We start from the raw sequence: 22975 nt of genomic DNA on the forward strand, positions 1-22975 counted from the left end.
CCATCCCGAACAGGACCGTGAAACGACTCTACGCCGATGATAGTGCGGATTCCCGTGTGAAAGTAGGTAATCGTCAGGCTCCCTAAGCCAGAAACCCCCGCCCGAAAGGCGGGGGTTTTTGCATTGGTGCGCCAAAAAAATCGTGCGGCGAAGCGCGAAACGGTATGCGCGCCAGATCAGATCCTCCGGCTCCCGCCACCAAGCCGTCCCCCGAACAAAGTCCCGCGATTTGATACGATCGAACTGTCGTCGACAATGGCATCCGCCGACGTTCGTGTTCGAAACCAGGTTTTGAGGGCAGAGGGCGAGGAATGAATATCGGCGACGCGTCGCGCGAATCCGGGGTCAGCGCAAAAATGATCCGGTACTACGAACAAGTCGGCCTTCTTGCGCCGAGCAAGCGCACCGATGCCGGCTACCGGATCTACGGCGCGGACGAAGTCCATACCCTGCGGTTCATCCGTCAGGCGCGACGGCTCGGCTTTCTCGTCGAGGACATTCGCAAGCTGCTGATGCTCTGGCAGGATCGCTCACGCGCCAGCGCCGAAGTGAAATCGATCGCTCTCGAGCATGTGGCCGAACTCGACAAACGCATCGCGGAGCTAAGCGACATGCGCGACACACTGGCCGACCTCGCCGCGCACTGCCATGGTGACGGACGACCTGAATGCCCGATTTTGGCGCGCCTCGCCGACCCGGTCGATGAACCAAATTAGTGCGTGTTCTCGAGCCTAAAAACAAGCCCTGGAGCAATATCCATCAAAATCAATGGGTTATGTGATGTTTGCCTCAGTCCATTCCAAATGGGAATGGTTGCCATGCAAGTATTTCACTAGCATCTTGGTGCGGCGTCGCTATAATTCGGGATAACCCTATACGGGAAATCCCTGAATCTCGATTCACCAGGGGTCCCTCTTCCTTGGAGAACGTCATGATCGCCTACATCGTCGAAAAGCTGAGCAACTGGTTCGAATCCGCAGAACGTGAGCGCCGTGAGGCCTACCTCGCCACGTCGTCGGACATCGTCCAGCTCGAGAGCCGCATCCGCTCGCTCGAAACCAACGGCTACTCGCTGTAATCGCAGTCCCCGTCAGGTGCCGAGCGGCGCCGAACGATAAGCAAGCCCCGTATTGACGGGGCTTTGTTTTTTGTGCGTCGGATCTGGCGAAATCGTCGGTGCAGCGCTATGGTATGGACCTGCTTTTCATCCTGAAGGACACGATCATGCGTTTGGGTGTCGATGTGCGTCGCAGTGCCCGCGCGCGTCTCGTTTTGGGCGCGGCTGTGCTCGTCCATGGCCTCGCGGCTGGTGCCGCGACATCGTCCAAACCGCTGGTGCTCGATACGCAGCGCGGTATCCAGGACGGCAAGGGCGGATGGGTGCTGCAGACGGCACCGCTGTCGTCGCAGCCGATCGCCGAGCCGGCAGGCATGCGCGCTCCGGCCGGGCAGGCGCCGAACACGTCGGTTCCATTGTTCGTCGCCCCGTATATCAATGTTCCCGCGTGGGACGGGCAACCCGCCTATCAGCCGAGGCTCGCGCCGCGACCGCAGCCGTAACGGCCGGTCGCCGGATCAGTTGCCGCGGTGCTCGATCTGGCAGCGAGCGCCGCTATCCTGTCCCAGCATCTCGACCAGGTAGGGCAGAACCTCGTTCATGCTCTGGGCGAGCGTATACGGCGGATTGAGGATGAACATCCCGCTGCCGTAGAGGCCCAGCCCGTCGGTCGGCGGATTCGACACCGTCAGCGTCAGGTGCAGCCAGTTGTTCGGCTGCAGGCGCTTCAACTGCTCGGGAAAGCGTTGCGATTCCGTCCGCGTGACCTGCGGATACCAGATGGCATAGCAGCCGGTCGCGAAACGCTTCAGGCATTCCGTCACGCAGCTCACCGTGCGCGCGTAGTCCTTCTTGTCCTCGTAGGACGGATCGATCAGCACGAGTGCACGTCGCGGCGGCGGCGGCAGCAGCGCCTTGATACCTTCGAAGCCGTCACCGGCGAAGATCATCGCGCGTCGCCCCGCATCGCGGAAATTGTGGCGCAGCACATCGATTTCCGTCGTGTGCATTTCGAACAGGCGCATACGATCCTGCTCGCGCATCGATCGCCATGCGATGTACGGTGAACCCGGGTAGAAGTGCAGTTCGCCGTCGTCGTTCAGCGCGCGGACTTCATCCACATAGTCGCCGAGCGCCTCCGGCAGGTTCTTTTCGTTCCACAGTCGGCCGATGCCGGTATCGAATTCCGACGTCTTCGCTGCATAACCGTCGCGCAGCGAGTACACGCCGGCGCCCGCGTGCGTATCGATGTACCAGTACGATTTGTCTTTCTTGTTCAGGTAGCGCAGCAGTTGGACGACGACGGCGTGCTTGAGCACGTCCGCGTGGTTGCCTGCGTGAAAACCGTGACGATAACTGAGCATGGCTGGCTGCCTGAAACGAAGGGTGAATCGATGAAAGCGGGCGATCGTGCGCGGCCGTGAGGCCGCGCGCCGATGCGGCCGCGTATTGTACGCGAGTCGCCTCACTCGTATGCGTCGCCGACCACCGCCTCGATGCGTTGCTTCACATCCGGCGTCAGCTTCGCGGCAACCTCGAGCGCGCGCATGTTGTCGCCGATCTGGTCGATCCGCGATGCACCCGTGATGACCGAACTCACGCGCGGATTCGACAGTACCCACGCGATCGCCAACTGGCCGGTGCTGCAGCCGAGTTCGGCGGCGATCTCGCCGAGCCGCTCGACGATGTCGTTGGCGGCCCGATCGGTCAGCCGTTCGCGCATCCAGTCGTAGCCCTGCAACTGCGCGCGGCTGCCGGCTGGCACGCCGTTGCGGTACTTGCCGGTGAGCAGCCCCGACGCCAGCGGGCTCCAGGTCGTGAGGCCGAGGCCGTAATCGTCGTAGAGCCGCGCATATTCCTGCTCGACCCGGGTGCGGTGGAACAGGTTGTACTGCGGCTGTTCGACGACCGGCTTGTGCAGATGATGCCGCTCGGCGATCTCGCATGCCGCGCGGATCTCGTCGGCGCTCCATTCCGACGTGCCCCAGTACAGCGCCTTGCCGCGCACGATCATGTCGCTCATCGCCCAGACGGTTTCCTCGATCGGCGTATGGGGATCGGGACGATGGCAATAGACGAGGTCCACATAGTCGAGCTGCAGCCGGCGCAGCGAGCCGTCGATCGCATTCAGCAGGTATTTTCGGTTCAGCGTGTGATACTGATTCGGGGCTTCCGCGAGCCCCCAGAAGAACTTCGTGGACACGATATAGCTGACGCGCGGCCAGTCGAGCGACTTGAGCGCGTGGCCCATGATTTCCTCGGATTTGCCGCCGGCGTAGACCTCGGCGTTATCGAAGAAATTGACGCCCGCATCGCGTGCCGAGGCGAGGCATTCGCGCGCGACCCGCTGATCGACCTGGTTGCCGTATGTCACCCACGACCCGAGGGAAAGCTCGCTGATTTGCAGGCCGGAGCGGCCTAGCCGTCGATAGTGCATGAGAATCTCCTGCTGAACGGAACCGACCTTAAGCTTAGACGTTTTGCACGCGAACGGCGGGGCCGATCGTGCACAATGACGCCTGGCACGCCGCCACGATTTCGCGATGAGCGCGGATGCGGGCGGGCGCGTGTTTTATTCGATCCGATAACGGAAGGAGACGGATATGGCAGCAGATCTGAGCGGCAAGACCGCAGTCGTCACGGGCGCCGCGAGCGGCATCGGCAAAGAAATCGCACTGGAGCTCGCCAAGGCAGGCGCGGCCGTCGCGATCGCCGACCTGAACCAGGACGGCGCGAACGCGGTCGCCGACGAGATCAACAAGGCAGGCGGCAAGGCGATCGGCGTCGCGATGGACGTGACCAACGAGGAAGCCGTAAACACCGGCATCGACAAGGTGGCCGAAGCGTTCGGCTCGGTCGACATCCTCGTGTCGAACGCGGGCATCCAGATCGTCAACCCGATCGAGAACTACTCGTTCGCCGACTGGAAGAAGATGCAGGCGATCCACGTGGACGGCGCGTTCCTGACGACGAAGGCCGCGCTCAAGCATATGTACAAGGACGATCGCGGCGGCGTCGTGATCTACATGGGTTCGGTGCACTCGCACGAAGCGTCGCCGCTGAAGTCGGCGTACGTGACGGCCAAGCACGGTCTGCTCGGCCTGGCGCGCGTGCTGGCGAAGGAAGGCGCGAAGCACAACGTGCGCTCGCACGTCGTGTGTCCGGGCTTCGTGCGCACGCCGCTGGTCGACAAGCAGATTCCGGAGCAGGCGAAGGAGCTCGGCATCAGCGAAGAGGAGGTGATCAAGAAGGTGATGCTCGGCAACACGGTCGACGGCGTATTCACGACGGTGCAGGACGTCGCGCAGACGGTGCTGTTCCTGTCGGCGTTCCCGAGCGCCGCGCTCACGGGCCAGTCGGTGGTCGTCAGCCACGGCTGGTTCATGCAGTAACGCGGGGCGGGCGGCATAGCCGTCCACCGCGCTGAACGGTACAAAAAAACGCGCTCCGTGGAGCGCGTTTTTCATGTCGGCAGGGCGGGCCCGGTGACGGCTGCCGCCCGACGCGGCTTTACTTCAGGACTGCTGCGACCGCATTGGCGACCGCGTCGAGGTTGCGCGTGTTCAGCGCGGCGACGCAGATCCGGCCCGTGCCGACCGCATAGATGCCGAACTCGTCGCGCAGGCGATCGACTTGCGCCGAGGTCAGGCCCGAATACGAGAACATCCCGCGCTGTGCGTTGATGAAGCTGAAATCGCGATCGACGCCGCTTGCCTTCAGGCGCTCGACGAGACCATTGCGCATCGCGCGGATGCGATCGCGCATTTCGCCGAGTTCCTGCACCCACGAAGCGTGCAGTTCCGGCGACGCGAGCACCGCTGCGACCACCGCGCCGCCGTGGGTCGGCGGGTTCGAGTAGTTCGTGCGGATCACGCGCTTCAGTTGCGACAGCACGCGCGTGGCTTCTTCCTTGCTCGACGTGATGATCGACAGCGCGCCGACGCGCTCGCCATACAGCGAGAACGACTTCGAGAACGACGACGACACGAATGCGTTCAGGTCGGCCGCGGCAAACAGGCGCACGGCAGCGGCATCGGCGTCGATGTTCTCGCCGAAGCCCTGGTAGGCCATGTCGAGGAACGGCACGAGGTTGCGCGCCTTCACGACGTCGACGATCTGTTGCCATTGCGCTTCGGTCAGGTCCACGCCGGTCGGGTTGTGGCAGCACGCGTGCAGCACGACGACCGTGCCTGCCGCGTAGCCGTTCAGCGCCGACAGCATGCCTTCGAAGTTCACGCCGTTGGTGGCCGCGTCGTAATACGGGTAGGCGACGACTTCGAAGCCGGCCGCTTCGAACAGCGCGCGGTGGTTTTCCCAGCTCGGATCGCTGATCGCGACCTTCACGTTCGGATTCACGGTGCGCAGGAAATCGGCGCCGATCTTCAGCGCGCCCGTGCCGCCCAGTGCCTGGGCCGTGACCACGCGGCCCGCCGCGATCAGCGGCGAATCGTTGCCGAGCAGCAGCTTCTGCACGGCCGCATCGTAGGCGGCGATCCCGTCGATCGGCAGGTAGCCGCGCGGCAGGCCGGCCTCGACACGTGCCTTCTCCGCTTCGCGCACCGCGCGCAGCAGCGGAATCTTGCCGTCTTCGTTCGTGTACACGCCAACGCCGAGGTTGACCTTGGTCGGACGCGCATCGGCGTTGAAGGCTTCGTTCAGGCCCAGGATCGGGTCGCGGGGAGCAAGCTGGACAGCGGAGAAGAGCGACATGATGATTCGGCAGTAGTGAAAAGAGGGTCAGGCTTTCAGCCGGCGGGACGGGCGCAGCGGACCGCGCCCACGGCGCGACGCCGGAAAGCGCAGCAGCCTGATATTGTAGCGAATTCGCGCTGGCGGGGGCGGTGATTCCGTCGCGTTTCGGCGGCGAATCGCGATTTCGGGCGGCCGTCGCGCGTCAGGAGCCGACAGCAGTTCGCGCGGCCGCGAAGCGCTAGAATGCTTTTTTTGCCCTTGCTCCGGCCGTATTCCATGTCCGAACATCATGCCGAAGTCGGCGACGCGCTCGACGAATCCAAATTCGTCACTTTCGAAGGGTCGCCGTTCCAGCTTTACCAGCCGTATCCGCCCGCGGGCGACCAGCCGACCGCGATCGACACGCTCGTCGAAGGCGTCGGCGATGGCCTTGCCTTCCAGACGCTGCTCGGCGTGACCGGTTCGGGCAAGACCTTCACGATGGCCAACACGATCGCGCGGCTCGGCCGCCCGGCGATCGTGTTCGCGCCGAACAAGACGCTCGCGGCCCAGCTTTACGCGGAGTTCCGCGAGTTCTTCCCGCGCAACGCGGTCGAGTACTTCGTGTCGTACTACGACTACTACCAGCCTGAGGCCTACGTGCCGCAGCGCGACCTGTTCATCGAGAAGGATTCGTCGATCAACGAGCACATCGAACAGATGCGGCTGTCGGCGACGAAGAGCCTGATGGAGCGTCGCGACGTGGTGATCGTTGCGACCGTGTCGGCGATCTACGGTATCGGCAACCCGTCCGAATACCACCAGATGATCCTGACGCTGCGCACGGGCGACAAGCTCGGCCAGCGCGACGTGATCGCGCGGCTGATCGCGATGCAATACACGCGCAACGAGCAGGATTTCCAGCGCGGCACGTTCCGCGTGCGCGGCGACACGATCGACATCTTCCCGGCCGAACATGCGGAAATGGCCGTGCGCGTCGAACTGTTCGACGACGAAGTCGAGACGCTGCAGCTGTTCGATCCGCTGACCGGGCGCGTGCGGCAGAAGATTCCGCGCTTCACCGTGTATCCGTCGTCGCACTACGTGACGCCGCGCGACACCGTGATGCGCGCGGTCGAGACGATCAAGGACGAACTGCGCGAACGGCTCGAGTTCTTCCATCGCGAGGGCAAGCTCGTCGAGGCGCAGCGCCTCGAGCAGCGCACGCGCTTCGATCTCGAGATGCTGCAGGAGCTCGGCTTCTGCAAGGGCATCGAGAACTATTCGCGGCATTTCTCGGGCGCGGCGCCCGGCGATCCGCCGCCGACGCTCGTCGACTACCTGCCGCCCGATGCGCTGATGCTGCTCGACGAATCGCACGTGCTGATCGGCCAGCTCAACGGGATGTACAACGGCGACCGCGCGCGCAAGGAAAACCTCGTCAATTACGGCTTCCGCCTGCCGTCGGCGCTCGACAACCGGCCGCTGAAGTTCCACGAGTTCGAACGCAAGATGCGCCAGGTCGTGTTCGTGTCGGCCACGCCGGCCGATTACGAGAAGCGCGTGACGGGGCAGATCGCCGAGCAGGTCGTGCGACCCACGGGCCTCGTCGATCCGGAAATCGAAGTGCGCCCGGCGAGCTCGCAGGTCGACGACGTGCTGACCGAGATCAACGCCCGCGTGAAGGCCGGCGAGCGCGTGCTGATCACCGTGCTGACGAAGCGCATGGCCGAACAATTGACCGAGTTCCTGGCCGACCATGGCGTCAAGGTGCGTTACCTGCACAGCGACATCGACACGGTCGAGCGCGTCGAGATCATCCGCGACCTGCGGCTCGGCACGTTCGACGTGCTGGTCGGGATCAACCTGCTGCGCGAGGGTCTGGACATTCCCGAAGTGTCGCTCGTCGCGATCCTCGACGCGGACAAGGAAGGCTTCCTGCGCGCCGAGCGCTCGCTGATCCAGACGATCGGCCGCGCCGCGCGGAACGTGAACGGCAAGGCGATCCTCTACGCGGACAACATGACCGAGTCGATGAAGCGCGCGATCGGCGAAACCGAGCGGCGCCGCGCGAAGCAGATCGCCTACAACGAAAAGATGGGCATCACGCCGCGCGGCGTCGTGAAGCGCATCAAGGACATCATCGACGGCGTCTACAACGCCGACGACGCGCGTGCGGAGTTGAAGGAAGCACAGCAGCGCGCGAAATTCGAGGACATGTCGGAAAAGCAACTCGCGAAGGAAATCAAGCGTCTCGAGAAGCAGATGGCCGACTACGCGAAGAACCTCGAATTCGAGAAAGCCGCCGCCACCCGCGACCAGCTTGCCGTGCTGCGCGAACGCGTGTTCGGCGCGAACGTCGGCGACCACATCAGCGGCGGTCGGTAAATCTTTCCAAGCGTCACTGAATCCTTTTGGTAAAGCGCCTGTAAGCCTTGTCGGATCAGGGGTTTACAGCGCTCTCCGTTTGTTCCGAAACGGGTTCGGTGCTAAACTCCACATGTATTGAGAATAGTTCGCATTAACGTTCTTCGTCGCGTTAGTGTTTCCAGCGGGTGGCCCCGGCGGTCGCTCGCATGTCGTCAAGATAGTCAGACAAATAACAAGGAGTGTCCATGTTGGGTTCTTCGTTCATCCGCACGACGGTTGCGGTAGCGGCGGCGCTTGCCGCGATGTCGGCCTCGGCGGCCGAGTATCCGATCGGCAAGCAGCAGATCCAGGGCGGCATGGAAATCGGCGCGGTGTACCTGCAGCCGATCACGATGGACCCGGAAGGCATGATGCGCAAGGCGTCGGATTCCGACATTCACCTCGAGGCCGACATCCATGCGGTCAAGAACAACCCGACCGGTTTCGCGGAAGGCGACTGGATGCCGTACCTGCAGGTCACGTACAAGCTGACGAAGCAGGGCGACACGAAGTGGAAGGCCGAAGGCGACCTGATGGGCATGGTCGCGAGCGACGGCCCGCACTACGGCGACAACGTGAAGCTCGCCGGCCCCGGCAAGTATCACCTGACGATGGTCGTCAAGCCGCCGATGCAGTCGGGCCACATGGCGTTCGGTCGCCACGTCGACAAGGAAACGGGCGTGGGCCCGTGGTTCAAGCCCATCACGCTCGAGTACGACTTCCCGTTCGCCGGTATCGGCAAGAAGGGCGGTTACTGATCGGTGGCATCACGAACGGCGCGCTTCGGCGCGCCGTCGGCGTAGAGAACCCAGAATGAAAATTCCCCAGAAAATCGTTACCGCAGCCGCTGCGCTGTGGCTTGCCGGCGCGGCGCATGCGGCCGATCTGCCGACGTTCAAGCTCGAGATGACGGATGGCAAACTGACGCCCGCCCGCATCGAAGTGCCGGCCGGCCAGCGTTTCAAGATCGAGATCAGGAACACCGGCAAGGGCGCCGCCGAATTCGAGAGCGTGCAGTTGCGCAAGGAGAAGGTGCTCGCGCCGGGCGCCGATTCATTCGTGGTCGTCGCCCCGCTGTCGCGGGGCGAATACAAGTTTTTCGACGATTTCCACCAGCAGGCTCAGGGCGTGATCGTCGCGAAGTAACGCGTTTTATCTGCGCGCGGGCGCGCCAGTCCCTTGCCCCGCGCGTCAGGAGGTATCGATGGGTCAGATCTTGTTCATCGTCTGGCGGGAGAGCGTCGAAGCGCTGCTCGTCGTCGGCATTCTCTATGCATGGCTGAAAAACGGCGACGACGACGCGCGCCGCGGCCTGCCTTTCCTCTGGGCCGGCGTCGCTGTCGGCCTGCTGATGGCCGTCGGCCTCGGCGCCGCGCTGGTCGGGTTCACCGAAGTGTTGTCCGGCGACGCGCAGGACTATTTCCAGACGGCGATGGTGCTGATCGCGTGCGTGCTGATCGTGCAGATGGTGCTGTGGATGCGCCGGCACGGGCGCACGCTGAAGCGCGACATGGAGCAATCGCTGCAGCAAAGCACGCGCGATTCGAACTGGTGGGGCGTCGCCGTGCTGGTCGCGCTCGCGATCGCGCGCGAAGGCAGCGAGACGGTGATCTTCCTGTACGGCCTCGGTTTCGGCCAGTCGGGCCACGTCGACGGCAGCCAGATGCTCGCGGTCGTGATCGGTCTCGGTCTCGCGTTCCTCACGTTCTATCTGCTGCAGCTCGGCGGCAAGTACTTCTCGTGGCGGCATTTCTTCCGCGTCACCGAAGTGATGCTGCTGTTCCTCGGTGCGGGCCTGTTCCAGACCGGCGTCGACAAGCTGATCGACAAGGAAATCCTGCCGCTCGGCATTTCGCAGGTGTGGGATACGTCCGCGATCCTCGATGATTCGGGCACGTTCGGCTCGCTCGTCGCGACGCTGACCGGCTATCGCGCACACCCGGCGCTGACCAACCTGGTGGCCTATGCGGTCTACTGGGCGGTCGTCTGGCTGCTGATGAAGCGCGCGAGCCGCCGTCCGGCCGTTGCTGCGGGTCGCGCGGCATGAGCGTTGTCGCCGCCGTCAAGCCGGGCTGGCTCGCGCAGGCCGGCCAGTGGATGCAGCGCCACGGTGCGCTGATCCGCGGTATCCAGTGGATCGTCGTCGCCGTCTACGCGTTCCTGATCATCGTGCCGGCCGTGTTGCCGCTGCCGGACGATTCCGCGCATCTGTGGAACAACCTCACGCTCATCGCGCAATTCGCGTTCTGGGGCATCTGGTGGCCGTTCGTGCTGCTGTCGATGGTGATGCTCGGACGCGTCTGGTGCGGCGTGCTGTGTCCGGAGGGCGCGCTCACCGAATACGCGAGCAAGTTCGGCCGCGGCGGCCCGATTCCGCGCTGGATCCGGTGGGGCGGCTGGCCGTTCGTCGCGTTCGGCATCACGACGATCTACGGACAGATGGTGAGCGTGTACCAGTACCCGCTCGCGGTGCTGTTCGTGCTCGGCGGCTCGACCGTCGGCGCGATCGTGATCGGCGTGCTGTACGGTCGCGAAAAACGCGTGTGGTGCAAGTACCTGTGCCCGGTCAACGGCGTGTTCGGGCTGCTCGCGCGGCTCGCGCCGATGCGCTACAAGGTCGACGAGGATGCGTGGCGCCGTTCGTACAAGAACGGCGAGCACGGCCATCGCGTGATTCCGATCAATTGCGCACCGCTCGTGCCGTTGCGCAACATGAAGGGTGCGGCGGCCTGCCATATGTGCGGTCGTTGCAGCGGGCATCGCGACGCGATTTCGCTGTCGCTGCGCTCGCCGTCCGACGAGGTCGTGAACCTCGGTGCGGAGCAGGCCAACCCGTGGGACACCGCACTGATTCTCTACGGCCTGCTCGGCGTGGCGATCGGCGCGTTCCACTGGACCGTCAGCCCGTGGTTCGTGCAGATCAAGCAATGGCTCGCGGGCTGGCTGATCGACCACGACATCACGTGGCCGCTCGAGACCAATGCGCCGTGGTTCCTGCTCACGCACTACCCGGATCGCAACGACGTGTTCTCCTGGCTCGATGGCGGGCTGGTCGTCAGCTATATCGTCGGTACCGGACTCGTGTACGGCACGGCGTTGCTGGTGTTGCTGGCCGGCGCAACGCTGATGCTCGGCCGCTTCGATCGCGTGCGTTTGCATCACCTCGCCCAGGCGCTGATCCCGATCGCGGGTGCGGGCGTGTTCCTCGGACTGTCGGCCACGACGCTGTCGTTGCTGCGCGCCGAGCATGTGCCGCTCGGCTGGGCAACCGATGTGCGCATCGCGATTCTGGTCGGTGCCAACGTGTGGAGCGCGTGGCTCGCGTGGAAGGTGACGGGGCGCTATGCGGCATGGCCGCGCCGGCTCGCGGCATTCGCGTGGTTCGCCGTCGGGCTGGCCGTCGTCGACAGCGCATGGTGGTTGATGTTCTGGGGATTCTGAAGCGGCTTGCATGCCACTTTCTTCGGCCGTCGTGCGTTGTGCGGCCACATACACGCGGGCCGCATGCCTGGCCCATTCGCGGCTCGAACAAAAAAGCGACACGTCGTTGGACGTGTCGCTTTTTTCTTCCTTGTGCGAGAACCAAAAAAGTGGCTTGGCTTGCTGCAACGGCTGCTTGAGTGTGTTTGCACGAAGGGGTCTAGATCTCGCGTGCAAGCCGTTACGCTGGCTACTGCCCAACACCTCTCAGGGAGGTGGTCCCCACAATACTCGGTCGTTACTTCGTCAGGATCAGTTTGCCGAGCCGCGTGGCGCGCAACTGATAAGTCTCTCCGTTATGCGCGATGCTGATGTGGCTCTGGCCTTGCAGCAGCGTATCGCTGTTGACGACCCGCGTGCCTGCATCGCGGTTGCCGGCGGGTTTCGCCGGCGTGGTGACCGCTGCCGTCTTCTGACGGCTGCTGGCTGCGGTGCCGGTCGTGCGGCGCAGGGTCAGCGTGGTCGGGCGCATGGTGTCGGTCATTCGGTTTGATCGGTGACTGTCGATACGATGGAATGAATTCTAAATGATAACTATTCCCATTTACAAAAACTCTTTATCGATCGAAATACCGAGGCTGATAGCTTGAATCAAAAGCGGCGGCCCGCAGGCCGCCGCCGGGTTCAGTGCAGCGGATCAGGGTCCTTGCGCCCCTGCGCGTATTCGCGGATCAGGCGAACGGTGTCGATGTCCGACGTGCGGTATGCCTCCTTGACGATCCCGTGCGTCTGCCGCGCTTCTTCGCTGTCGTCCGTGACCGTCAGCGTCGTGCGGTACTCGAAACGCAGGAACAGTTCGCGGTCGTCGCGCTCTTCGATCGTCATCGTCAGCGAGCCGCCGATCTCGCCGTCGGCCGCGCGGATGTCGTAGCGGACCTGCTGATTCGGCGTGAACGTCACGTGGTCGCGCACGGTCGCGTGACCGTAATGCAGTTCGCGTTCGAGCGTCGTGTCGGTGCGTTCGTGAATGACGCAGCTGTCGAGGCCGATCACGAACAGTTGCGGCTGCTCCGCACGCAGCACGAGGCCTTCCCAGAGCTGGTCGCGGGTGAGGGTCGGCACGCCCGGATCGTCGGAGTTGATCTGGATCAGATGTTCGAAGTTCAAGGGGACGGGTTCCTTCTGGTGGCGGGTGGCCACATGGTTCAAGAACTTATTGTGACGCAAAACCACCGGCTTCGCGGCACCTGCGACCCCGATCCGGTTCACGCTTCGATGCGACCCATGCGACCGGTCTGGTAGTCGACGACGGCCTGTCGGATCTCCTCCTCGGTATTCATCACGAACGGGCCGTAACGGACGATCGGTTCGTTGAGCGGCACGCCGCCGATCAGCAACAGGTCGAGCGACGTGTCGCCGGCAGCGAACGTGACGGTGTCGCCGTCGTCGCCGTAGACGACCATGTGCCGTGCGTCCACAGCCTGCCTGTCGGGCCCGTAGCGGCCCGTTCCGTCGATCGGATAGGCGAACACGCGATAACCGGCCGGCACGGGCTGCGTGACCGTTGCGCCGGGCTCCAGTGTGAAATGCTGGTAGAGGATCGGTGTGCGCGTCTCGATCGCGGCCTGGACGCCGAATGCTTCGCCGGCGATGACGCGCACGCGTGCGCGCCCGTCCGGCGACGTCGCGGTCGGAATGCGGGCGGCCGGGATCTCCTGGTAGCGCGGTGCGATCATCTTGTCGCGCCGCGGCAGGTTGACCCACAGCTGGAAGCCGTGGGAACGTCCGCCTGCCTGCGCGAACGACGGGTCCGGCATCTCGCTGTGCACGACGCCGGCGCCGGCCGTCATCCATTGCACGTCGCCGGGGCCGAGCGTGCCGGCATGGCCGGACGAATCGCGATGGCGGAAGCGTCCGTCCAGCGCGTAGGTCACGGTCTCGAAGCCGCGATGCGGATGGTCGGGCGCGCCCACGGCTTCGCCGGGCGCGTAGTCGACCGGGCCCATTTCATCGAGCAGCAGGAACGGATCGAAGTCCATCAGCAGCCGTGTCGGGAACGGACGGTGAACCACGAAACCGCCGCCTTCGGTGGTGCGAAGCGCGGGGTAGGTACGATCAAGCGAGCGAGCGGTGGTCATGGGAAGCCCTCGAAATCATCGGAATAGCGTTATTTTTGAAACATAGCGCTATTATATTGGGCGTTTTACCGTCCGATTTGCGGCCGTTCGCAATGGATTGTTCTGAAATTGGAACGATGAGATGAATATCGATGCACATAACCTGAACGACCTGATGTACTTCTCGCAGGTCGTCGAACATGGCGGCTTCTCGGCCGCCGAGCGCGTGCTGGGCATCTCGAAATCGCGTCTGTCGCGGCGCCTGACCGAGCTGGAGGCCGCGCTCGGCGTGCGCCTGCTGCAGCGTTCGACGCGCAAGCTCGCGCTGACCGAGGCGGGGGAGCTGTTCTACCAGCACTGCCAGGCGATGCTCGCCGAAGCGCAGGCCGCGATGAACGCGGTGCAGCAGCTGCGCGCGTCGCCGCGCGGCTCGGTGCGCGTCAGCGTGCCGGTGACGCTGTCGCAGACGATGCTGTCGCGCATCCTGCCCGAATTCCTGCGCCGCTATCCCGAGGTCAAGGTGCATGTCCGCGTGACGAATCGCGTGATCGACCTGTTCGAGGATTCGATCGACGTCGCGTTGCGCGTGCGCTCGGAGCCGCCGCAGAACGCCAACATCGTCGTGCGGCCGCTGTGGCGCACCGAGCAGATGCTGGTCGGTGCGCCGAGCCTGCTGAGCCAGAATGCGCCGCCGCTGGCGCCGGACGATCTGACCGGCTTCGAGACGCTCGATACGCCGAGCGTCGACGGCCGGCACGTATTCAACCTGATCGCGCCGGACGGGACGCGCCACGTGCACGAGCATGATCCGCGGCTCGTGACGGCCGACCTGATGACGATCCGCGAGGCCGTGCTCGACGGCCTCGGCATCGCCGCGCTGCCGGAGATGATGTACGGCAACGCGCTGCGCGCGGGGCAACTGTCGCCCGTGATGCCGGGCTGGACGCTGCCGGTGCCGCAGTTGTATGCGGTGTTCGTGTCGCGCCAAGGGATGCCGCCCGCGGTACGTGCGTTCGTCGATTACCTGGTCGAGAAGCTCGACCACGGCGCGTACAAGGAGCCCGGCTGCCCTGAGCGCGCGAAGAAGGAAGCGGCGGTCGATGTTTCGGCGACCTGAACACGGCGTGTACGACGACGCAAATTTGTTTTGTCATTGAAGCGTCGCCTGCAATCGCAAGTTTCAATCGCCGGAACCTTGAATGCGTGCGCGGGCGGGCCTATATTGAAATCCCATTTCGTGAAGGAAGTTCTGAGCGAAATCAGGTGGCCGCATATATTGCGAGCCAGATAGGGCAGAACGCGCAGTCCGTGCAGACCACGGCAGAGTCGCATTTGCGTTGCTCGAGGCGCAACCGATACCGCCAAAGAGCCCGCCGCCCGAAGGCGCCCGCGTGCGCATGAAAAAAGGCCTTCATCTGGCGATGAAGGCCTTTTACTTTGTGCGCGACCGGCCAGGTGCGCCGTTGCCGCTGGCAACGGCGGGGCGTGCGCGCGTTACTTCGCTTTTGCGCCCGGCTCCGTCACGAAGCCGAGCTTCGTCAAGCCGCCAGCCTGCGCATCCGACATCACTTCCGCGACGTGCTCGTACGCGACCTTGCGGTCGGCGCGCAGGTGCAACTCGGGCTGCGGCGTGCGTTTCGCGGCTTCCGCGATCCGTGCCTGCAGTTGTTCGCGCGTGACCGTGTGGTCATCCCACAGGATTGTGCCGTCGCCCTGGATCGCGACGTCGACGGTCTGCGGCTTTTCGTCGACGGGCTGGCTGCTGGCGTGCGGCAGGTCAATCTTCACCGCATGCTGCATCGCCGGGATCGTCACGAGGAAAATGATCAGGAGTACGAGCATGACGTCGACGAGCGGCGTCATGTTGATCTCGCTCATCACGGCATCGTCGTCATCGTCGCTGAAACCGGTGTTCATGGCCATGGTTCACCTCGTCTCAGCTGGCGGCGCGCGAGGCGAGACGCAGGCCGTCGCGCGTCGACGACGACGCGAGGCTCGCGCCCGTCACGAAGTACGCGTGCAGACCGTGCGCGAAGCGGCGCAGCTTGCTGACCACACCCTTGTTCGCACGGGTCAGCGCGTTGTAGCCGAGCACCGCGGGAATCGCGACGAACAGGCCGAAGGCCGTCATGATCAGCGATTCGCCGACCGGGCCCGCGACCTGGTCGATCGACGTCTGGCCGGTGGCGCCGATCGCGAGCAGCGCGTGATAGATGCCCCACACCGTGCCGAACAGGCCGACGAACGGCGCGGTGCTGCCGACCGATGCGAGGATCGCGAGGCCGCTCTGCATGCGCGAGATGCCTTCGTCCATCGTGTCCTTCAGGCAGCGCGTGACCCAGTCCGACACGTCCATGCGATCGTGCAGGTGCGGTTGCGTCTGGTGGTGATGGTCGGCGGCTTCCTTGCCCGACAGCGCGAGCGCGAGGAACGGGTTGTCGTTCGGCGTCGATGCGGCGAGGCCGAGCTTCTTGATGCCGTCGTCGAAATTGTCGGAATGCCAGAAAGCCTGTTCGGCGTTCTTCGTGAGGCGGTTCAGGCGGATCACGTTCCAGCCCTTGATGACGATCACGATCCACGACAGGACCGACATCACGAGCAGCGTGATCGCAATGGCGCGCGTGACGAAATCACCTTGCGCCCAGACGTGCGCGATACCGTAGCTTTGCATTTTTTGTTTCCTTTGAATCTTCCGGATGAGGCAGGTTAGTCGGTGAGCCCGAAGCTGTAGGGCTGTGTGCGGGCGGCGCGGATCGCCTGGCCGTTCTCGATGTACGGACGGCAGGTGGTCGAGCGCATCGCGTCGAGTGCGGCTTCGTCGAGGCGCGGATAGCCGCTGCTCTTCTGCAGATCGATGCTTTCGATCTTGCCGGTCACGCCGACGACGAAGTGAACATAGGCGGTGCCCGATTCGCCGCGACGGCGCGACATCGACGGATAGTCGGGCTTCACGAAGTTGCATTGGAGCGTCGGCACGTTCTTCGGCGCGCTGACCTGCATCGTTTCGCGCGCCGGGCCCGGCGTGGCGGCCGGTGCGGCGGGAGCGGGCGCGGCGGGCGCCGGTGTCGGATCGGCGGCGGGAGCGGGTGTAGGCGACGGGGCGGGCGAGGGCGCAACCGGCTGCGGGGTCGGCTCCGCCGCCTTCTGCACCGGCTTCGGTTCGACCTTCGGCTTCACGCGCGGCACCGGCTTCGGCGGCGCGGGCTGCGGGATCGACTCGGCCGCGACCTGCTGCGCGATCGGCGCGGGCGTGATGAGCTGTGCGGTGATCGTCTGGACCTCGACCGATTTCGGCGGCGGCGCGTTGCGATGGAGCCACGCGGCCGTCAGCATGATCGCGTGTGCGGCAAGCACACCGACCGCGACGACGATCACTCGGGGATTCATACGTGGTGCAGCCGGCATGGCGCCGGCAGGAGCGAGATGCGAAGCCTGCATGTTAGCTTGAAAGAACGACGTCGCACCCGGGGCGCGGCGGGTGAATCGGCATCACTTGCGAAAGATCAGCAGCGAGATGCAAACGGTGGTTACGAATCCGATCAGCAATTCCATCACAGGCTCCTTGGCAGGTAAGCCGTTGGCTCGCGCGGACGGTGGCTTGCTGACGGTCAAAACAAAAAATGCGGCCTGGGCCGCATGCGCACGCTCGGCGCCGCTCAGGCCGCCTTGCGGTCGTAGAACGTGACCGGGATCGGATGCGCATGATGCTCGACGCCGCACCGGCTCGCGCAGACGCCTTGCTCGGCCATGAGGTCGCGTACGGACTCCTCGCACTTGCCGCAGCACGTGGCCACGCCGAGCTCGAACTGGAGTTCATCGAAAGAATTCACGCCCTCGGCGAGGGACGCGCGAATCTTGCGATCGGAAACAGACTTGCACACGCAGACGATCATGATGAGTTGCGATAGCTAACGTTAATGCGAATTATTATCATTAATTTTGCGGGCGTTGACAAGCCTGGGTTGGGCTTTTTTTAAGGTCATCGGACCCTTGAAACGGCGGGGCGGTCAGGCCGCCGAGAGCGTCCGGCGTGCCGGCCCCCGCGTCAGGCGGTCGCGCAGGCGCGCGCGTTCGGCGAGGAAATGGTGACGGATTCGACCGGCGCGTCGAGGCCGAGCAGCGTCGAGGCGAGCGCGCGCAGCTGCAGACCGTCGCTGGTCGAGCAGAAACGCGGCGACGCGGCGTGCGTGCCGGCCGGGGCGCGCAGCCCGCGTTCGTCGAGGACCCGCGCAAGCTGGCGGGCGATGGCGTCGCTCGTGTCGACGATCGTCAGGCGCTCGCCAACAAGGTCACGAATCGTTTCTGTGAAGAACGGGTAGTGCGTGCAGCCGAGTACCAGCGTATCGGCGCCGTCGTCGAGCATCGGCTGGATGTAACGCTCGAGCAGCGCGCGCAACGCGGGCGAGTTCGTGTCGCCGCGTTCGATCGCTTCGACGAGCCCGTGGCCGGGTTGGCAGATGAAGCGGCGGCCGGCGCCGTAGCGGTCGAGCAGCGCCTGGAAGCGCGGGCTGTTCAACGTCGATTGCGTGGCGAGGACGCCCGCGACGCCGGTCGCGGACAGCGCGGCGGCCGGCTTGATGCCCGGCTCGACACCGACGAGCGGGATCGACAGGCGTTCGCGGATGGCCGCGATCGCCCGGGCCGTTGCCGTGTTGCACGCGATGACGAGCGCTTTCGCGCCTTCACGGGCGAGCCACTCGCCGATGGCCAGCGTGCGTTCCGTAATGAAGGCTTCGTCGCGCGGGCCGTACGGCGCGTGGTGCGAGTCGGCGACGTAGACGAACGATTCGTCGGGCAGGTGCGCGCGCGCGGCGCGCAGCACCGACAGGCCGCCGAGCCCCGAGTCGAAGATGCCGACAGGGGCGGCGGCGCGCAGCGCGGTAGCGTTGGACGGGTTCGTCATCGTCAGGCGGGCGGCAGGCTGGCAGGCGGCGCGATTACTCGGGCGAACCCATCATCGTTTGCTGATAGTTCTGCAGGCCGACCTTGCCGATCAGGTCGATCTGCGTTTCGAGCCAGTCGATGTGCTCTTCGGTGTCGTCGAGGATCTTTTCGAAGATCTCGCGCGACACGTAGTCGCGCACCGATTCGCAGTAGGCGATCGCTTCCTTGCAGGTGGACTGCGAGATCTGCTCGAGCTTCAGGTCGCACTTCAGGATCTCTTCGGTTTCCTCGCCGACGAGCAGCTTGTGCAGGTCCTGCAGGTTCGGCAGGCCGTCGAGCATGAACACGCGCTCGATCAGCCAGTCGGCGTGCTTCATTTCGCCGATCGACTCGTCGTATTCGTGCTTGCCGAGCTTGTCGAGGCCCCAGTGCTTGTACATGCGCGCATGCAGGAAGTACTGGTTGATCGCCGTGAGTTCATTCTTCAGTTGGGCGTTCAGATATTCGATGACTTTCTTGTCGCCTTGCATGGCTGTTTCCTTGTTCAGTGGGGCTTCAGAAACCGAACGATAATCGCTCGAACGAGAAAAGCCAAGCCTCGAAGCCTTGTCGGGCCTGCCTTTTGCGTGTAATGAGAATCAGCCTCGAATAACCGGCCGAACACAATAATGAGAATGAGAAGTAAAAAGGCCGGACTCCCGTCCGGCCTTTCGTTCGATCGCGCTTAAGCGGTGGCGACCGGGATCTTGCCGATCTTCGCCTGCCATTCCTTCGGACCCGTCTGGTGCACCGACGTGCCCGACGAATCGACGGCGACCGTCACCGGCATGTCCTGCACGTCGAACTCGTAGATCGCTTCCATGCCGAGGTCTTCGAACGCGAGCACCTTCGCGCCGCGGATCGCCTTCGACACGAGGTAGGCCGCGCCGCCGACCGCCATCAGGTAGGCCGCCTTGTGCTTCTTGATCGCGTCGATCGCGACCGGGCCGCGTTCGGCCTTGCCGACCATCGAGATCAGACCCGTCTGCGCGAGCATCGTCTCGGTGAACTTGTCCATGCGCGTGGCCGTCGTCGGGCCGGCCGGGCCGACCACTTCGTCACGCACCGGATCGACCGGGCCGACGTAGTAGATCACGCGGTTCGTGAAGTCGACCGGCAGCTTCTCGCCCTTCGCGAGCATGTCGGCGATGCGCTTGTGCGCGGCGTCGCGGCCGGTGAGCATCTTGCCCGACAGCAGCAGCGTCTGGCCCGGCGTCCAGCTCGCGACTTCTTCCGGCGTCAGCGTGTTCAGGTCGACGCGCTTGCTGGTTTCCGTGTTCGGTTCCCACTGCACCTTCGGCCAAGCGTCGAGCGACGGCGCTTCCAGCTTGGCCGGGCCCGAGCCGTCGAGCACGAAGTGCGCGTGGCGCGTGGCCGCGCAATTCGGGATCAGTGCGACCGGCTTCGAGGCCGCGTGCGTCGGCGCCGCCATGATCTTCACGTCGAGCACGGTCGCGAGGCCGCCGAGGCCCTGCGCGCCAATGCCGAGCGCGTTGACCTTCTCGTGCAGTTCGACACGCAGTTCCTCGATCCAGTCCTTCGGGCCGCGCGCGATGATTTCCTGGATGTCGATCGGCTCCATCAGCGATTCCTTCGCCATCAGCATCGCCTTCTCGGCGGTGCCGCCGATGCCGATCCCGAGCATGCCCGGCGGGCACCAGCCGGCGCCCATCGTCGGGACCGTCTTCAGCACCCAGTCGACGATCGAATCGGACGGGTTCAGCATCACGAACTTCGACTTGTTCTCCGAGCCGCCGCCCTTCGCGGCGACCTGCACGTCGACCTTGTCGCCCGGCACGATCTCGTAGTGGATCACGGCCGGCGTGTTGTCCTTGGTGTTCTTGCGGGCGCCTTCCGGCGGATTGACGATCGACGCGCGCAGCACGTTGTCCGGGTGCGTGTAACCGCGGCGCACACCTTCGTTGATCATGTCGGTGAGGCCCATCGTCGCGCCGTCCCAGCGCACGTCCATGCCGACCTTCACGAAGATCGTGACGATGCCGGTGTCCTGGCAGATCGGGCGGCGGCCTTCCGCGCACATGCGGCTGTTCGTGAGGATCTGCGCGATCGCGTCCTTCGCCGCCGGACTCTCTTCCAGCTCGTACGCGCGGCCGAGGGCCTGGATGTAGTCGAGCGGGTGGTAGTAGCTGATGTACTGCAGCGAATCCGCGATGCTCTGGATCAGGTCTTCCTGTTTGATGACGGTCATGGCTGAGACTCTGTGGGGACAGTGGGGAATATGTTGCCGACGGTTCAGGCCGCCGGTCGGGACGCCGCGGGTGCGTGCGCCTCGTGGAAATGGGCCGGGTGCGTGTGCGTCGTCAGGCGATCGACCCACGCCATCACGAGCGCCGACACGAGGAACGACACGTGGATGATCACCTGCCACATGATCGCGTGCGTCGTGTGCTGGTCGGGGTTGATGAAGGTCTTCAGCAGATGGATCGACGAAATGCTGATCAGCGCCATCGACAGCTTGACCTTCAGCACGCCCGCGTTCACGTGGTCGAGCCATTCGGGCTCGTCTGGATGGCCCTCGATGCCGAGCCGCGACACGAACGTTTCATACCCGCCGACGATCACCATGATCAGCAGGTTCGAGATCATCACCACGTCGATCAGGCCGAGCACGGCGAGCATCACGCTGATTTCGTCGAGGCCCGTCGCATGCGACAGCAGGTGCCACACTTCTTTCAGGAACAGGAACACGTAGACGGCCTGCGCGACGATCAGGCCCAGATAGAGCGGAACCTGGAGCCAGCGGCTCATGAAAATCAGCGCGGGGAGGGGGCGAAGCGGGCGACGGCCGGGATGGCCGGGCGAGTGCGGGGCGGACATGTCGGGGTACGGGCGCGGTGCGCAGGTATCGGGGGTAATCTTGAAAAGGCGCGCTATTGTAACGCGTCGGCCGGCGCGACTGCAGCGACGCGCCGGCACGCCCGGGGACGGATCAGGAGGCCGCGGCCGGCACGCGTTTCACGCGCAGGCTCGCGAGCACGATGCCGGCGACGACGCACGCGAGCGCGACGCCGTGCGCGAGCGTCGGGCGCTCCCCGAGGAACGCGATGCCGTACGCGGCCGCGGCGATCGGCAGCACCGCGCTGAACACACCGGCGAGGCTGCCCGGCACGTGCCGGATGCCCTTCATCCACAGCCAGAACGAGACGATGCTGGCCGATAGTCCGTACCAGACGACGAGCGCCCAGGTGCCGGCCGGCACGCTCGCGTAATCGAAGTGCCACAGCGCGGTCGCGCCGAGCGGCAGCATCAGGAACAGGCCGAACAGGTGCGTGTACGCGCAGATGTCGATCGGTGCGAGCGTCTGCGTGAGGCGGCGCGACAGGATCACGTAGATCGATTCGCAGCACACCGCGCCGAGGATCAGCAGGTTGCCGGTGAGCGAGCCGGACGCGTCGCCCGGCGTGCCGTGACCGGATGCGCTGCCGTTGGCGAGATTGATCGTCACGACGCCGACGATCGCGAGCGCGATCGACACGAGCGCACGGCCGTTCGGTTTTTCACGCAGGATCAGCCACGCGAACAGCGCGACGATCGCCGGGATCGTGCTCGTGATGACGCCCGCGGCCACCGCGCTCGTGCGCTGCACGCCGTTGAGCATCAGCAGCGTGAACATGAAGGTGCCGAAGAAGGCCTGCAGGAACAGGTTCAGCCATTCGCCGCGCTTGACCGCACGCATCTTCACGGGGCTGAACAGCGGCCACAGCACGGCGATCGCGATCACGAAGCGCAGCGTGGCGAGGATGGCGACGGGAACGAATGCAACGATGGATTTACCGATACCGACGTTGCTGCCGACGAACAGCATCGACAGGATGAGGAAGAGGGCGTAGCGATTCAAGCTGGAATCCGGAAGGCGAGTTCAGTTAGGATTGTAGGGTCGCGGTTGTAACAGCGTAAAGCTGACCTCGATGCGCGCCGCCCGGTGCACGAAACGGCCATGCCGCGTAAGTGACGGGTAAGTTGGAGCGCTTATCGTGGAAACCGCCGGGCCGCGGGTCACGTTCGCGTGATGTGGTGCGGTGCAGCATCGTGCGCAGGCCTTCGCGGTCGCGTGCGGGTGGTGGGAGACAGCGGCGCGCAGGCGCCGGCCAAGACGACGCGCGGCGCGCACGATCGCGCCGCCATGCAGAGGATTCATGTTCACCAAGGGGTAGTCGATGTCTGCGATTGAATCGGTTCTTCACGAAACCCGTCAGTTCGCGCCGCCCGCGGCGCTCGAGAAGACGGCGGCCATTTCCGGCATGCCGGCCTATCGCGCGCTCGTCGCCGAGGCCGAGCAGGATTACGAAGGCTTCTGGGCGCGTCTCGCGCGCGAAGGCCTCACGTGGCACAAGCCGTTCACGAAGGTGCTCGACGA

The 22975-nt window shown here is 64.6% G+C and carries 26 protein-coding genes; 11 read left to right on the top strand and 15 right to left on the bottom strand.

The features are described 5' to 3' along the window. Positions 1–311: 311 nt before the first annotated feature. The 3 genes from cueR to H0X95_RS34395 all read left to right on the top strand — a co-directional run bounded on the left by cueR (position 312) and on the right by H0X95_RS34395 (position 1560). Positions 312–716 (top strand): Cu(I)-responsive transcriptional regulator, encoded by a 405-nt coding sequence (gene cueR, locus H0X95_RS34385; protein ID WP_006483878.1) that lies wholly within the window; start codon positions 312–314, stop codon positions 714–716. 215 nt (positions 717–931) lie between these two features. Beyond that, positions 932–1078, top strand: coding sequence for a DUF3563 family protein (locus H0X95_RS34390; protein WP_006478295.1), 147 nt, complete (start codon positions 932–934; stop codon positions 1076–1078). Between the two features lie 113 nt (positions 1079–1191). Continuing rightward, positions 1192–1560 carry a hypothetical protein gene (locus H0X95_RS34395; protein WP_048984153.1) on the top strand — a complete coding sequence of 123 codons (369 nt, stop codon included), beginning with the start codon at positions 1192–1194 and terminating at the stop codon, positions 1558–1560. Positions 1561–1575: 15 nt separating this feature from the next. Here the strand turns inward: H0X95_RS34395 and H0X95_RS34400 are convergent, their stop codons facing one another. Continuing rightward, positions 1576–2421, bottom strand: a complete 846-nt coding sequence (locus tag H0X95_RS34400; protein ID WP_034201517.1) for a 23S rRNA (adenine(2030)-N(6))-methyltransferase RlmJ — start codon at positions 2419–2421, stop codon at positions 1576–1578. A 101-nt stretch (positions 2422–2522) separates the two neighbouring features. Next, on the bottom strand, positions 2523–3494 hold the full coding sequence (locus tag H0X95_RS34405) for a potassium channel beta subunit family protein (protein ID WP_059723890.1): 972 nt from the start codon (positions 3492–3494) through the stop codon (positions 2523–2525). A gap of 166 nt (positions 3495–3660) precedes the next feature. Here H0X95_RS34405 and H0X95_RS34410 point away from each other — a divergent pair, with 166 nt between their 5' ends. Continuing rightward, positions 3661–4449, top strand: a complete 789-nt coding sequence (locus tag H0X95_RS34410) for a 3-hydroxybutyrate dehydrogenase (protein WP_006483876.1) — start codon at positions 3661–3663, stop codon at positions 4447–4449. A 118-nt stretch (positions 4450–4567) separates the two neighbouring features. Here H0X95_RS34410 and H0X95_RS34415 read toward each other — a convergent pair whose 3' ends face one another. Further along, complete coding sequence (locus H0X95_RS34415; protein WP_006483879.1) at positions 4568–5767, bottom strand: amino acid aminotransferase; 1200 nt, start codon at positions 5765–5767, stop codon at positions 4568–4570. 258 nt (positions 5768–6025) lie between these two features. Between H0X95_RS34415 and uvrB the strand changes: the two genes are divergently transcribed. The 5 genes from uvrB (at position 6026) to H0X95_RS34440 (ending at position 11578) form a co-directional block, all read left to right on the top strand. Beyond that, positions 6026–8116: an excinuclease ABC subunit UvrB gene (uvrB, locus tag H0X95_RS34420; protein WP_006483873.1), complete on the top strand. Its 2091-nt coding sequence runs from the start codon at positions 6026–6028 to the stop codon at positions 8114–8116. Between the two features lie 227 nt (positions 8117–8343). Further along, positions 8344–8895, top strand: coding sequence for an iron transporter (locus tag H0X95_RS34425; protein WP_006483880.1), 552 nt, complete (start codon positions 8344–8346; stop codon positions 8893–8895). A gap of 55 nt (positions 8896–8950) precedes the next feature. Next, entirely contained in the window at positions 8951–9283 is a 333-nt protein-coding gene (locus H0X95_RS34430) for a cupredoxin domain-containing protein (protein WP_059720737.1), read from the top strand. A 58-nt stretch (positions 9284–9341) separates the two neighbouring features. Beyond that, positions 9342–10184: an FTR1 family iron permease gene (locus H0X95_RS34435; protein ID WP_006483868.1), complete on the top strand. Its 843-nt coding sequence runs from the start codon at positions 9342–9344 to the stop codon at positions 10182–10184. Beyond that, complete coding sequence (locus H0X95_RS34440; RefSeq protein WP_006483874.1) at positions 10181–11578, top strand: 4Fe-4S binding protein; 1398 nt, start codon at positions 10181–10183, stop codon at positions 11576–11578. The genes H0X95_RS34435 and H0X95_RS34440 overlap by 4 nt, the downstream gene beginning before the upstream one ends. A 277-nt stretch (positions 11579–11855) precedes the next feature. Here the strand turns inward: H0X95_RS34440 and hemP are convergent, their stop codons facing one another. From hemP to H0X95_RS34455, 3 genes are all read right to left on the bottom strand, one after another. After that, a complete protein-coding gene (gene hemP, locus H0X95_RS34445; RefSeq protein WP_006483877.1) occupies positions 11856–12101 on the bottom strand; it encodes a hemin uptake protein HemP in 246 nt (81 codons plus the stop codon). 140 nt (positions 12102–12241) lie between these two features. Then, entirely contained in the window at positions 12242–12724 is a 483-nt protein-coding gene (locus tag H0X95_RS34450; protein ID WP_006483882.1) for an SRPBCC family protein, read from the bottom strand. A 98-nt stretch (positions 12725–12822) separates the two neighbouring features. Then, positions 12823–13695 (bottom strand): pirin family protein, encoded by an 873-nt coding sequence (locus H0X95_RS34455; RefSeq protein ID WP_059720736.1) that lies wholly within the window; start codon positions 13693–13695, stop codon positions 12823–12825. A gap of 121 nt (positions 13696–13816) precedes the next feature. Here H0X95_RS34455 and H0X95_RS34460 point away from each other — a divergent pair, with 121 nt between their 5' ends. Then, complete coding sequence (locus tag H0X95_RS34460) at positions 13817–14791, top strand: LysR family transcriptional regulator (protein ID WP_006483884.1); 975 nt, start codon at positions 13817–13819, stop codon at positions 14789–14791. A 377-nt stretch (positions 14792–15168) separates the two neighbouring features. Here H0X95_RS34460 and H0X95_RS34465 read toward each other — a convergent pair whose 3' ends face one another. From H0X95_RS34465 to H0X95_RS34505, 9 genes are all read right to left on the bottom strand, one after another. Next, entirely contained in the window at positions 15169–15597 is a 429-nt protein-coding gene (locus H0X95_RS34465) for an ExbD/TolR family protein (RefSeq protein WP_006478310.1), read from the bottom strand. A 13-nt stretch (positions 15598–15610) separates the two neighbouring features. Further along, the gene (locus tag H0X95_RS34470) at positions 15611–16345 is read right to left on the bottom strand and encodes a MotA/TolQ/ExbB proton channel family protein (RefSeq protein ID WP_006483875.1); all 735 of its coding nucleotides are present in this window, start codon (positions 16343–16345) and stop codon (positions 15611–15613) included. Positions 16346–16380: 35 nt separating this feature from the next. Further along, on the bottom strand, positions 16381–17112 hold the full coding sequence (locus H0X95_RS34475; protein ID WP_059720735.1) for an energy transducer TonB: 732 nt from the start codon (positions 17110–17112) through the stop codon (positions 16381–16383). A 218-nt stretch (positions 17113–17330) separates the two neighbouring features. Continuing rightward, complete coding sequence (locus H0X95_RS34480) at positions 17331–17567, bottom strand: (2Fe-2S)-binding protein (RefSeq protein WP_006482749.1); 237 nt, start codon at positions 17565–17567, stop codon at positions 17331–17333. Between the two features lie 152 nt (positions 17568–17719). Further along, a complete protein-coding gene (gene murI / locus H0X95_RS34485) occupies positions 17720–18577 on the bottom strand; it encodes a glutamate racemase (RefSeq protein WP_034201521.1) in 858 nt (285 codons plus the stop codon). Between the two features lie 34 nt (positions 18578–18611). After that, positions 18612–19088: a bacterioferritin gene (gene bfr / locus H0X95_RS34490; protein WP_006482753.1), complete on the bottom strand. Its 477-nt coding sequence runs from the start codon at positions 19086–19088 to the stop codon at positions 18612–18614. 194 nt (positions 19089–19282) lie between these two features. Beyond that, positions 19283–20806 (bottom strand): fumarate hydratase, encoded by a 1524-nt coding sequence (locus tag H0X95_RS34495; protein WP_006482750.1) that lies wholly within the window; start codon positions 20804–20806, stop codon positions 19283–19285. Between the two features lie 44 nt (positions 20807–20850). After that, positions 20851–21435, bottom strand: coding sequence for a TIGR00645 family protein (locus tag H0X95_RS34500; protein WP_012492727.1), 585 nt, complete (start codon positions 21433–21435; stop codon positions 20851–20853). Positions 21436–21547: 112 nt separating this feature from the next. After that, positions 21548–22456 (bottom strand): DMT family transporter, encoded by a 909-nt coding sequence (locus tag H0X95_RS34505; protein ID WP_059720734.1) that lies wholly within the window; start codon positions 22454–22456, stop codon positions 21548–21550. Positions 22457–22775: 319 nt separating this feature from the next. Here H0X95_RS34505 and H0X95_RS34510 point away from each other — a divergent pair. Beyond that, the coding region (locus tag H0X95_RS34510) for an acetyl-coenzyme A synthetase N-terminal domain-containing protein (protein ID WP_321161794.1) at positions 22776–22975 on the top strand (200 nt) is incomplete at its 3' end.

It is taken from the genome of Burkholderia sp. 9779_493 (assembly GCF_015712215.1).
In the GTDB taxonomy this organism is placed as follows: Bacteria; Pseudomonadota; Gammaproteobacteria; order Burkholderiales; family Burkholderiaceae; genus Burkholderia; species Burkholderia cenocepacia.

What these genes read in the sequence shown, in the direction of transcription:
- cueR (WP_006483878.1), top strand. Translation starts at nt 312, where the DNA reads ATGAATATCGGCGACGCGTCGCGCGAATCCGGGGTCAGCGCAAAAATG.
- H0X95_RS34390 (WP_006478295.1), top strand. Translation starts at nt 932, where the DNA reads ATGATCGCCTACATCGTCGAAAAGCTGAGCAACTGGTTCGAATCCGCA.
- H0X95_RS34395 (WP_048984153.1), top strand. Translation starts at nt 1,192, where the DNA reads ATGGACCTGCTTTTCATCCTGAAGGACACGATCATGCGTTTGGGTGTC.
- H0X95_RS34400 (WP_034201517.1), bottom strand. Translation starts at nt 2,421, where the DNA reads ATGCTCAGTTATCGTCACGGTTTTCACGCAGGCAACCACGCGGACGTG.
- H0X95_RS34405 (WP_059723890.1), bottom strand. Translation starts at nt 3,494, where the DNA reads ATGCACTATCGACGGCTAGGCCGCTCCGGCCTGCAAATCAGCGAGCTT.
- H0X95_RS34410 (WP_006483876.1), top strand. Translation starts at nt 3,661, where the DNA reads ATGGCAGCAGATCTGAGCGGCAAGACCGCAGTCGTCACGGGCGCCGCG.
- H0X95_RS34415 (WP_006483879.1), bottom strand. Translation starts at nt 5,767, where the DNA reads ATGTCGCTCTTCTCCGCTGTCCAGCTTGCTCCCCGCGACCCGATCCTG.
- uvrB (WP_006483873.1), top strand. Translation starts at nt 6,026, where the DNA reads ATGTCCGAACATCATGCCGAAGTCGGCGACGCGCTCGACGAATCCAAA.
- H0X95_RS34425 (WP_006483880.1), top strand. Translation starts at nt 8,344, where the DNA reads ATGTTGGGTTCTTCGTTCATCCGCACGACGGTTGCGGTAGCGGCGGCG.
- H0X95_RS34430 (WP_059720737.1), top strand. Translation starts at nt 8,951, where the DNA reads ATGAAAATTCCCCAGAAAATCGTTACCGCAGCCGCTGCGCTGTGGCTT.
- H0X95_RS34435 (WP_006483868.1), top strand. Translation starts at nt 9,342, where the DNA reads ATGGGTCAGATCTTGTTCATCGTCTGGCGGGAGAGCGTCGAAGCGCTG.
- H0X95_RS34440 (WP_006483874.1), top strand. Translation starts at nt 10,181, where the DNA reads ATGAGCGTTGTCGCCGCCGTCAAGCCGGGCTGGCTCGCGCAGGCCGGC.
- hemP (WP_006483877.1), bottom strand. Translation starts at nt 12,101, where the DNA reads ATGACCGACACCATGCGCCCGACCACGCTGACCCTGCGCCGCACGACC.
- H0X95_RS34455 (WP_059720736.1), bottom strand. Translation starts at nt 13,695, where the DNA reads ATGACCACCGCTCGCTCGCTTGATCGTACCTACCCCGCGCTTCGCACC.
- H0X95_RS34460 (WP_006483884.1), top strand. Translation starts at nt 13,817, where the DNA reads ATGAATATCGATGCACATAACCTGAACGACCTGATGTACTTCTCGCAG.
- H0X95_RS34465 (WP_006478310.1), bottom strand. Translation starts at nt 15,597, where the DNA reads ATGGCCATGAACACCGGTTTCAGCGACGATGACGACGATGCCGTGATG.
- H0X95_RS34470 (WP_006483875.1), bottom strand. Translation starts at nt 16,345, where the DNA reads ATGCAAAGCTACGGTATCGCGCACGTCTGGGCGCAAGGTGATTTCGTC.
- H0X95_RS34475 (WP_059720735.1), bottom strand. Translation starts at nt 17,112, where the DNA reads ATGCAGGCTTCGCATCTCGCTCCTGCCGGCGCCATGCCGGCTGCACCA.
- H0X95_RS34480 (WP_006482749.1), bottom strand. Translation starts at nt 17,567, where the DNA reads ATGATCGTCTGCGTGTGCAAGTCTGTTTCCGATCGCAAGATTCGCGCG.
- murI (WP_034201521.1), bottom strand. Translation starts at nt 18,577, where the DNA reads ATGACGAACCCGTCCAACGCTACCGCGCTGCGCGCCGCCGCCCCTGTC.
- bfr (WP_006482753.1), bottom strand. Translation starts at nt 19,088, where the DNA reads ATGCAAGGCGACAAGAAAGTCATCGAATATCTGAACGCCCAACTGAAG.
- H0X95_RS34495 (WP_006482750.1), bottom strand. Translation starts at nt 20,806, where the DNA reads ATGACCGTCATCAAACAGGAAGACCTGATCCAGAGCATCGCGGATTCG.
- H0X95_RS34500 (WP_012492727.1), bottom strand. Translation starts at nt 21,435, where the DNA reads ATGTCCGCCCCGCACTCGCCCGGCCATCCCGGCCGTCGCCCGCTTCGC.